Genomic DNA, 9,588 nt, shown 5'->3' with positions numbered 1-9,588 from the left:
CTGGATAAGCTTCACGGCCAGAAGGACGACGAAGGATTAACGACACTTCACGATAAGCTACAGCTTGTTTTGAAAGGTCATCATAGACTACTAAAGCATGCTTACCTGTATCACGGAAATACTCCCCAATAGCAGCACCTGCAAAAGCTGCGAAATACTGCAATGCAGCAGGCTCACCAGCAGTAGCAGCTACTACGATTGTATATTCCATAGCTTTATTTTTAGCCAACGTTTCTACAATAGAAGCTACAGTAGAAGCTTTCTGACCAATTGCTACATAGATACAATAAACCGGTTTACCTTCTTCATAATTGGTGCGTTGATTTATAATTGCATCCAAAGCAATAGCAGTTTTACCTGTCTGACGGTCGCCAATTATAAGTTCGCGCTGACCTCTACCAATAGGAATCATAGCATCTACAGCCTTAATCCCTGTTTGAAGAGGTTCACTTACAGGTTGTCTAAAAATAACTCCAGGAGCTTTACGCTCCAAGGGCATTCTACAAAGATCACCACCTATTGCACCTTTTCCATCCAAAGGTTGACCGAGAGGGTCAATCACTCTTCCCAACATATTTTCTCCTACCGAAATAGCAGCAATACGCTTGGTTCTTTTTATGATATCACCTTCTTTCACCTTATCTGTAGGCCCTAATAATACAGCACCCACATTATCTTCTTCCAAGTTCATCACAATGGCTTTTATACCATTTTCCAACTCTAGAAGTTCGTTAGCTTCAGCATTTTTAAGACCATAAATACGCACCACACCATCACTAACTTGTAGTATAGTACCTATTTCATCAAGCTGAACTTTGGTATCAATTCCCTCCAATTGTCTCTGAAGGATTTCCGATACTTCACTAACTCTTATATTATCAGACATACTATTATTCTATTATACAATTCTTCTATTCTTATCAATAAACTGTTTCTTTACCCTTTTTAATTGGGTAGCTATACTAGCATCAAGTCTATATCCATCAATATCAAAGATAAAGCCACCTTCAATACTTGAATCAACAGCTGTACTCAACTCCATTTTTGCGTGAAGTAAATGTGAGGCTGTTTCTTTAATTCTATCTTCTATGGCCTGATCTACAGGGACAGCAGTAATTAGTGTGGCAGTTCCTATATGTTTATGCTTGCGATATAGATCGAGATACATCATCATCATAAATTGAAGATAACTTTCACGACGCTCTTGAAGTACTAAATCGATAAAGCGTTTAAATTCAGGACATACATTTTCCTCTCCTCCAGAAGCTGTAATCATCAATGTTCGCTTTTCCTTTACGGGAAGTATCGGGCTGACCAATACTTGCTTTAAACGAGGTTGACTGATTAAGCTCTCAGACAAGATATATGCTGATTGATAAATTAAATCTTCTTTTTGTGCATCAAGAGCAAAGTTCATTAATGCTTTTGCATAACGCATTGATATTGCACCTGCCTCCATACTAATACTTTCTATTTATGAGCTAAAATTTCATCTAACATTCGGTCGATCATATCCATTTGTTGGTTCTCTTCATCCAAATTCTTTCTAATTACTTTTTCAGCAATATCCACAGAAAGAACAGCCACTTGTTTTCTGATAGAACGAATAGCTTCTTCTTTTTCTTTTTGAATCTGAATTTTCATATCATCCAGCTCTTTTTGAGCCAATTTTCTGGCTTCACCACGAGCTTCATAAATGATGCTATTCTTCTCTTCTTGTGCCTGACGAAGGATTCGACCTTGTTCTCGGTTAGCCTCAGCAACTATTCGTGAGGCTTCTTCTTTCAAGGAAGCTAACTTTTCATTGGCTTCTTTAGCTACTTTGAGAGACTCGTCAATGTATTTTTTTCGTCCTTCAACCATATCAATGATTACGGGAAAACCATACTTGGCGAGTATCCAAAACACTATTCCAAATGAAAGGAGCATCCAGAACAGAAGTCCTACTTCTGGCTGTAATAGTGACATAAGTTTTTTATAAAGAGATTAAGAAACAAATAATCAATGCAAAAAGTGCAACACCTTCTACAAGACCAGCAGCAATAATCATACTTGTACGAATTGTACCAGCTGCTTCTGGTTGACGAGCGATAGCTTCCATAGCTGAACCCCCGATTTTACTAATCCCTACACCTGCACCTATTACAGCTAAACCTGCGCCTATTGCTGCACCAAACTTGCTGATTCCAACTGATACAGCTGCTGCTTCTAATAATACTGGTAATAACATAACTTTCAATTTTAAATTTACTTTTTATAAAACTAATTTTCTATTTTACTGATTTTTTCTTTTCACTACCTTCTTGAGCCAATCCTATAAATACAGCTGATAGGAGTGTAAATACATAAGCTTGAATAAAGGCTACCAAAATTTCTAGTAAGTTCATAAACAGTGTAAACAAAATAGAGATTACACTTAACCCTCCCTGCAATGCAGGTCCCATTTTAGCTCCAATAAATATTAAGCATACAAAGATGAGTATAGCTACGTGTCCTGCCATCATATTGGCAAAAAGACGAATCATTAAAGCAAATGGCTTAGTCAAAAGCCCCATAAACTCAATAAGAGGCATTAAGGGTACTGGAAATTTTAAAGCCACAGGTACATCTGGCCAAAACACCTCTTTCCAATAATGCTTAGTTCCAAATACATTAACGGCAATAAACGTACAAATAGCCAAAAAGAATGTGATAGCAATATTACCCGTAACACTTACTCCACCAGGGAATATGGGTATTAAACTTATTATATTATTTAGAAAGATAAAGAAAAATACCGTTAGCAGATAAGGGGCAAATTTCTTAGCATTATTGGGGATGCTATCTTTAATGACATCATCATAAATCATCATAATAAACATCTCCATAAATCCAATAAACCCTCCAGGAGCTCCATCTCTAAAGTCTCGTTTTTTATACCAACGAGCTACAGACATAATAATGACTCCCAAAACAATACTATTGAATATTAAAGCCAACGCTACTTTTGTCAATGACAAGTCAAGAATAGGCCTATCCCCTCCCTCTTCAACAACTTTACCTTCATGAGGTGCTCCTTTTGGAGCAATATGAAATCCATTGTATGTTTGATTTTCTAACAACCTCGAAGAGCTAAAAACATTCCAACCCTTCTCCTGACTATATACTATGATGGGTAAATGTAAGGTTAAATCTTTACCCTCTGCCCAAGATAGAATATGCCATTCGTAGGAATCTCCCATATGACCAAAGACGATTTCGCCCATATCTAGGTCGGACTCAGGACTAACTTCTTCTTGAGCCGAAGCTACAGAGAAGGGAATCAGAAGAAGACATAATGTCAAGATTCTCCATAGGTTTGTCCTGTATCTATTTAACTTATTCATGTTGATCTAATTTTCTTTTATGTTCTCTGTTACATCTCATATACATCCAACTATCAAAGAATATATATATCATATAGTAAAGAAGGAAGATGACCAAAAAAACGGTATTCAATCCTACTACAAAGTAGCATGTCAATACAAAAGCTATTGAAAGTAATACCTTAAAAACTTTCGTTCCAAATAAGAATTGAGTCGTTTTTTGTACATCATCGGAAAAAAAGTAATCAATAAAAGAGATTACTATTATTTGATAAACAGTTAGAAAAGCGGGTACTGCAAAGAAGAGGTAGGGATTATAACTTTCAACAAATTGAGGTAATAAGAACCACCCTCCTAAAGATACCACAACAGAAAAGACTAACAGTTTTAAAATCAATTCTAACTTCATTCACTTAATTTTAAGAGACACATACAGATACAACATTATTACTTACCTCTATAAAGCCCTCTTCTATTTCCAAAGAGTATTCTATACCCTCTATCGTAGTATAATGAACTTCTCCCTTCTCTAAAGATGAAACTAAGGGAGCATGGTTTGTAAGTATTGTAAACTTACCTTTGGTTCCTGGCAAATTTATTTCTTTAATTTCGCCCTTAAAAAGTTCCCTTTCAGGAGAGACAATACTTAATTTCATCATAACTATTCAGATTTAGCTTCTTCTAATAATTTCTCACCTTTAGCAATAGCTTGTTCAATAGTACCCACGTTCAAGAATGCTGATTCTGGCAAATTATCTACTTCACCATCCAATATCATATTAAAACCTTTAATGGTGTCTTCTATTGAAACAATTTCACCAGGTACACCTGTAAACTGTTCTGCTACAGTAAAAGGTTGGGATAAGAAACGCTGAACTTTACGAGCTCTATTGACAAGTAATTTATCATCATCAGATAACTCATCCATTCCTAAAATAGAGATGATATCTTGTAATTCTTTATTTCTCTGAAGAATTTGTGATACACGTTGTGCCGTTTCGTAGTGAGCCTTACCCACTATATGTGGATCAAGAATACGTGACGAAGATTCAAGAGGATCTACAGCTGGATAAATACCCATTTCAGTAATCTTTCTACTTAGTACCGTTGTTGCATCCAAGTGAGTAAATGTAGTTGCTGGAGCAGGGTCTGTTAAGTCATCGGCAGGTACATATACTGCTTGTACAGAAGTAATAGAACCATTACGAGTTGACGCAATACGCTCTTGCATAGCACCCATTTCACTCGCTAATGTAGGTTGGTAACCTACAGCAGATGGCATACGTCCTAAAAGGGCTGATACCTCCGAACCCGCTTGTGTAAAACGGAATATGTTATCAATAAAGAATAGAATATCTTTCGAGCCTGTTTGTGCAGCCATATCTCTAAAGGATTCTGCAACAGTCAAACCAGATAATGCTACTGAAGAACGAGCCCCAGGAGGTTCATTCATCTGACCAAACACCAAGGTTGCTTGAGATTTTGCTACTTCATCATAATCCACTTTAGATAAATCCCAGTGACCCGCTTCCATACTCTTTTTAAATTCATCACCATAACGGATTACACCAGACTCAATCATCTCGCGTAATAAATCGTTACCTTCACGAGTACGCTCACCAACACCAGCAAAAACAGAAAAACCATTGAGTCGCTTAGCAATATTATTGATAAGTTCCATAATCAATACAGTCTTACCAACACCAGCTCCTCCAAAAAGTCCAATCTTACCACCTTTAGAATAAGGCTCGAGCAAATCAATAACCTTAATTCCTGTAAAAAGCACTTCTTGAACTGTCGTTAAATCTTCAAACTTAGGTGGATCACGATGAATAGGGTATGCATCTTCTCTATCTAAAGAGCTAAGACCATCAATTGATTCCCCCACTACATTCATCAGTCTACCTTTAATTTGAGGACCAACAGGCATTGTTATAGGCTGACCCGTACATCTTGCACGCAATCCACGCTGCAATCCATCTGTACTATCCATGGCTACTGTTCTTACAGTATTTTCTCCGATATGTTGTTGTACTTCCACAATCAAAGTCTTTCCATCCGAACGCTTTATTTCCAAAGCGTCATGGATGCTGGGCAAAGTAGCGTCAGACTCTTCCATGCTAAAATATACGTCAACAACAGGTCCAATGACCTGGGAAATGTGTCCAATTAATTCCGACATAACATCAACTCTAATTTCATATTAAACGATCCTGTCTTAAAAGAATATTATCCTTAAACAGTTCTTATTTTAATAAAGTTATAATACAAAAGTATAAACAATCTCATGCAATCAAGGATATGCACTGCTTAGAAAGCATAAGAAAGTTAAAATAATATTTATTAAAGAACTTCGACTTATACAGCTAACAATATAGCACTCTATTTGGTTCTCATTGAGATAATTAATACTTGATAAGATTAATTATCTTAATTAAGATTTTGAGATTTTATGATTTCATTTAAGACAATTAAATCTAAAATCATTAAAATTTAGTTCTGATAACATATACATATAAGTAAACAATATAGACAAAAAGAGAACAGCTTATGTTGAAAAAAAAAGAGAAGATGTTGAAAATTTACAACCCCCTCTCTTTTTCCATTATATCGCAAAGTTTTCAGTAATTTACTGATGTTCTACTCGTAGTAAATCATTCACTGTTTTAACTGGATTGAAAGTTTTCAGTGGAACCTCAACAAATAAGGTATTCCAATCACTCATTGCTCCATTCCATAGACCTGGAAGTTCTAATGCTTTCAACTCTCTTCCATTTTTAGATTTTTTAGATATGAAGCCTGTTTCGGCATCAATAAATTGTGGCAGATGAAACTTTTCTCCTTCGAAGTCGAAAACTCCACACACCAAATCAACAGGATTGAAGTGGGTGCCATTGTTAAACATATTAACATATTTATCATTACTCATATCAATCTGAGAGCTTTCTAATATTTGAGGTGAGATTGTACCATCTGGATTATAGGCTAAAAAAGGTCCGCCCCCTGGCTCACCTACATTTTTAACCATACCACATACACGAATGGGTCTATTCAATTTTTTGATTAAATAGAGAGCTAATTCTGAATCCTCTAAAAATTTAACTTCTGGGTTTTTGCAGCAGAGTGTCTGTTGTACAAACTGCAAAATATCTAAAACCTCATCATGCGTATATTGACCACTATTCAGTTTTCTTAAGTGTGCAAAGATTTGCTCTTGAACACTTACCAACACACCAGCTATTACTTTCTTATAAAGTACAGTCGACTCTTTCAAGTGATCGGGAACCACATTGTCTATGTTCTTTATAAAGATTACCTCCTCCGATAAATCATTTAGGTTTTCGATTAATGCACCATGCCCACCTGGTCTGAACAACAACTGTCCATCCTCTCTAAAAGGCTGATTGGATAAATCTACAGCAATTGTATCGGTATTGGATTTCTGTATAGAAAAAGTAATATTATAGTTGACCTTATATAATGATTCATATTTGGGTAATACTTCGTTTTTTAGCTTTTCAAAAAGAGCTTGATGCTCTTCAGAAACGGTGAAATGAATATTGACTACGCCATCCGCTTCTTTTGCATATAAAGCTCCTTCAACCAAATGTTCTTCAAAGGCAGTACGACTATTATTTCCATATTTATGGAACAACAACAAACCTTTAGGCAATTGTCCATACCCCAACCCTTCATTAGCCAAAAGCATCTTAACAATGTCTTTATATCTTTTTTCATCTAATAATTGAACTATAGACTTTTCTAATTGAACTTCACAGACTCTATTTAAAGCTGTATAAAAAGAAAAATCTTTTAATCCCTTAAAAAAGGATTGTTCAAAAGAAGTTGTTGGTTCATCGTATGTAGCTTCTAAGAAAGCAAACAAATCTTTAAACATTCTACTCGCTGCACCCGATGCTGGAACAAACTTTACTATTCTATGTTTATTGGATAAGTAATTATCCCAAGAATGAATGGCAGATTGTATTTGAGTATCGTCCAATCGTAAAATACCATATTCTACAGAAGCAGCTTGACTAATTTTCAGAAAAGGAAAGCCTAAATCAAAACGACGTAGCTGATTATTGACTTGTTCTTCGCTAATCCCTTTTTCTTTAAGAAGTGATTTATCTTGAGAATTCATCATAATTGAGGTTTTTTTACATGTTATATACTCAAATGTACAAAATAATATTTATTTATATTTGGTACCCCACAAAAAAGCGTACTTTTACAAACAGATATACCAAAATGCACAGATAATCATGGAAGAGCTTACATTTTTTACACGAAACGAAAAGAAAGAGTTTCTAAGTCTATACCGGAAACTTATCCATTCTGCAGGGAATAGTGTATCTCAAGAGTCTAGAGAAAAGCTCAAAAATCACTTAACCCAAGCCGCAAAGAATGGTGCTTTAAAGCCCACCACATTCGATGCTAATCCTATTCTTCATGCCATGCGTACGGCCTATATCGTATCGGAAGAAGTCGGAATTAAAGGATCTTGCCTATTGGGTATCTTACTACTTGATATTGTAAAAAACAATTTTCTTACTTCTAAACAAGTTGATAAGGAGTATGGAGATGATGTTTCTAAGATCATTCATGGACTTGTCAAAACCAACGAGCTTTATGACAAAAGCCCCGTAGTAGAATCTGAAAACTTCAGGAGCTTGCTTTTGTCGTTTGCCGAAGATATGCGAGTTATCTTAATTATGATTGCAGACCGTGTCAACGTAATGCGAGAAATAAGAGATACGACACACGAAGAAGCAAGGTTACAAGTAGCTACAGAGGCAGCCTATTTATATGCACCACTAGCACACAAACTAGGGCTTTATAAATTAAAATCGGAACTTGAAGATTTATCTTTAAAGTATAGGAAGAAAGATACCTACTATTTAATAAGAGATAAGCTCAACCAAACTAAAGCTTCTCGAGAAAAATATATTGCAAGTTTTATTAAGCCCATAGATGATGAGCTAAAGAAGACTGGTTTAAAATATGAAATAAAAGGTAGAACAAAAACGATACATTCCATTTGGAATAAAATTCAAAAACAACAAACTCCTTTTGAAAATATATATGATCTCTTTGCTATTCGTATCATCATAGATTCTGATTACGAAAAAGAGAAGCAAGAATGCTGGCAAGTCTATTCTATCGTAACAGATATGTACCAGCCCAACCCAAAACGTCTGAGAGATTGGCTATCTATTCCTAAAAGCAATGGATATGAATCTCTTCACATCACCGTGATGGGTCCGCAAGGAAGATGGGTGGAAGTACAGATTCGTACTCAGCGCATGGATGATATTGCTGAAAGAGGATTAGCAGCTCACTGGCGATACAAAGGCATTAAAGGAGAAACGGGACTTGATGACTGGCTTACTTCTGTTCGTGAGGCTCTAGAAAGCTCTGAAAACGACTCCCGAAAAGTAATGGATCAGTTTAAAATGGACCTTTATGATGATGAAGTGTTCGTCTTTACTCCCAAAGGAGATTTATTTAAACTTCCCAAAGGAGCTACTGTACTCGATTTTGCTTTTCATATTCACACCAATTTAGGTAGTAAGTGCATTGGAGCTAAAGTAAATGGAAAAAACGCCCAGCTGCGTTATAAATTGGGCAGTGGAGATCAGGTTGAAATATTAACGTCCAACTCTCAGAAGCCCAAACAAGACTGGTTAAAAATAGTTACAACTTCTAAGGCGAAAACAAAGATTAGAAAAACGCTGAAGGAGGAGAAGTTTCAACAACAAGAGTTTGCTAGAGAAACCCTTGACCGTAAGTTTAAAAATAGAAAGATTGAGTATGATGATGCCATCATGATGCGCTTGATTAAAAAGTTAGGCTACAAAGACACTCCTCTTTTTTATCAAGATATAGCAGATGGTATATTGGATGTCAACACGGCTATAGAAACTTATTTGGAGATACAGCATAAACAAGATAATCCTTCTGAAGAAATTGTTTATAGAAGTGCTGAAGCATACGATTTACAACACCAACTCGAAGAAAAAGCACCCAAAGAAGATGTTCTTATTATAGACCAAGATTTGAAGGGGATAAAATATAGCTTAGCGAAATGTTGTAACCCTATTTACGGTGATTCTGTTTTTGGATTTATCACTGTATCGGGGGGTATCAAAGTTCACCGTACCGACTGTCCCAATGCCCAACAAATGATGGAACGCTTTGGTTATAGAATTATTAAAGCACAGTGGGCAGGGAAATCGATAGG

Annotated in this window: 8 protein-coding genes and 1 pseudogene; 1 reads left to right on the top strand and 8 read right to left on the bottom strand. The window is 36.0% G+C overall.

The window, feature by feature from the left end:
* From K8V80_RS07405 to K8V80_RS07370, 8 genes and pseudogenes are all read right to left on the bottom strand, one after another.
* A pseudogene (locus K8V80_RS07405) lies at positions 1–886 on the bottom strand (F0F1 ATP synthase subunit alpha); the annotation flags it as partial.
* A 12-nt stretch (positions 887–898) separates the two neighbouring features.
* Positions 899–1,459 carry a F0F1 ATP synthase subunit delta gene (locus tag K8V80_RS07400; protein WP_006744547.1) on the bottom strand — a complete coding sequence of 187 codons (561 nt, stop codon included), beginning with the start codon at positions 1,457–1,459 and terminating at the stop codon, positions 899–901.
* Positions 1,460–1,470: 11 nt separating this feature from the next.
* Entirely contained in the window at positions 1,471–1,968 is a 498-nt protein-coding gene (gene atpF, locus K8V80_RS07395; protein ID WP_006744546.1) for a F0F1 ATP synthase subunit B, read from the bottom strand.
* 7 nt (positions 1,969–1,975) lie between these two features.
* Positions 1,976–2,230 carry an ATP synthase F0 subunit C gene (atpE, locus tag K8V80_RS07390; RefSeq protein ID WP_006744545.1) on the bottom strand — a complete coding sequence of 85 codons (255 nt, stop codon included), beginning with the start codon at positions 2,228–2,230 and terminating at the stop codon, positions 1,976–1,978.
* Positions 2,231–2,270: 40 nt separating this feature from the next.
* Entirely contained in the window at positions 2,271–3,365 is a 1,095-nt protein-coding gene (atpB, locus tag K8V80_RS07385) for a F0F1 ATP synthase subunit A (RefSeq protein WP_006744544.1), read from the bottom strand.
* Between the two features lie 398 nt (positions 3,366–3,763).
* Positions 3,764–4,003 (bottom strand): ATP synthase F1 subunit epsilon, encoded by a 240-nt coding sequence (gene atpC / locus K8V80_RS07380; protein WP_006744542.1) that lies wholly within the window; start codon positions 4,001–4,003, stop codon positions 3,764–3,766.
* 2 nt (positions 4,004–4,005) lie between these two features.
* Entirely contained in the window at positions 4,006–5,526 is a 1,521-nt protein-coding gene (gene atpD / locus K8V80_RS07375) for a F0F1 ATP synthase subunit beta (RefSeq protein WP_006744541.1), read from the bottom strand.
* A 447-nt stretch (positions 5,527–5,973) separates the two neighbouring features.
* Positions 5,974–7,491: a DUF4301 family protein gene (locus K8V80_RS07370; RefSeq protein ID WP_006744540.1), complete on the bottom strand. Its 1,518-nt coding sequence runs from the start codon at positions 7,489–7,491 to the stop codon at positions 5,974–5,976.
* 118 nt (positions 7,492–7,609) lie between these two features.
* Here K8V80_RS07370 and K8V80_RS07365 point away from each other — a divergent pair.
* On the top strand, positions 7,610–9,588 hold a 1,979-nt coding region (locus tag K8V80_RS07365), incomplete at its 3' end, for a RelA/SpoT family protein (RefSeq protein WP_276776599.1).

This window comes from Bacteroides coprosuis, assembly GCF_020741705.1.
Taxonomy (GTDB): domain Bacteria; phylum Bacteroidota; class Bacteroidia; order Bacteroidales; family Bacteroidaceae; genus Bacteroides_E; species Bacteroides_E coprosuis.
This window is presented reverse-complemented; position numbering and strand designations above follow the sequence as displayed.

What these genes read in the sequence shown, in the direction of transcription:
- atpE (WP_006744545.1), bottom strand. Translation starts at nt 2,230, where the DNA reads ATGTTATTACCAGTATTATTAGAAGCAGCAGCTGTATCAGTTGGAATC.
- atpC (WP_006744542.1), bottom strand. Translation starts at nt 4,003, where the DNA reads ATGATGAAATTAAGTATTGTCTCTCCTGAAAGGGAACTTTTTAAGGGC.
- K8V80_RS07400 (WP_006744547.1), bottom strand. Translation starts at nt 1,459, where the DNA reads ATGGAGGCAGGTGCAATATCAATGCGTTATGCAAAAGCATTAATGAAC.
- atpD (WP_006744541.1), bottom strand. Translation starts at nt 5,526, where the DNA reads ATGTCGGAATTAATTGGACACATTTCCCAGGTCATTGGACCTGTTGTT.
- atpF (WP_006744546.1), bottom strand. Translation starts at nt 1,968, where the DNA reads ATGTCACTATTACAGCCAGAAGTAGGACTTCTGTTCTGGATGCTCCTT.
- K8V80_RS07370 (WP_006744540.1), bottom strand. Translation starts at nt 7,491, where the DNA reads ATGATGAATTCTCAAGATAAATCACTTCTTAAAGAAAAAGGGATTAGC.
- atpB (WP_006744544.1), bottom strand. Translation starts at nt 3,365, where the DNA reads ATGAATAAGTTAAATAGATACAGGACAAACCTATGGAGAATCTTGACA.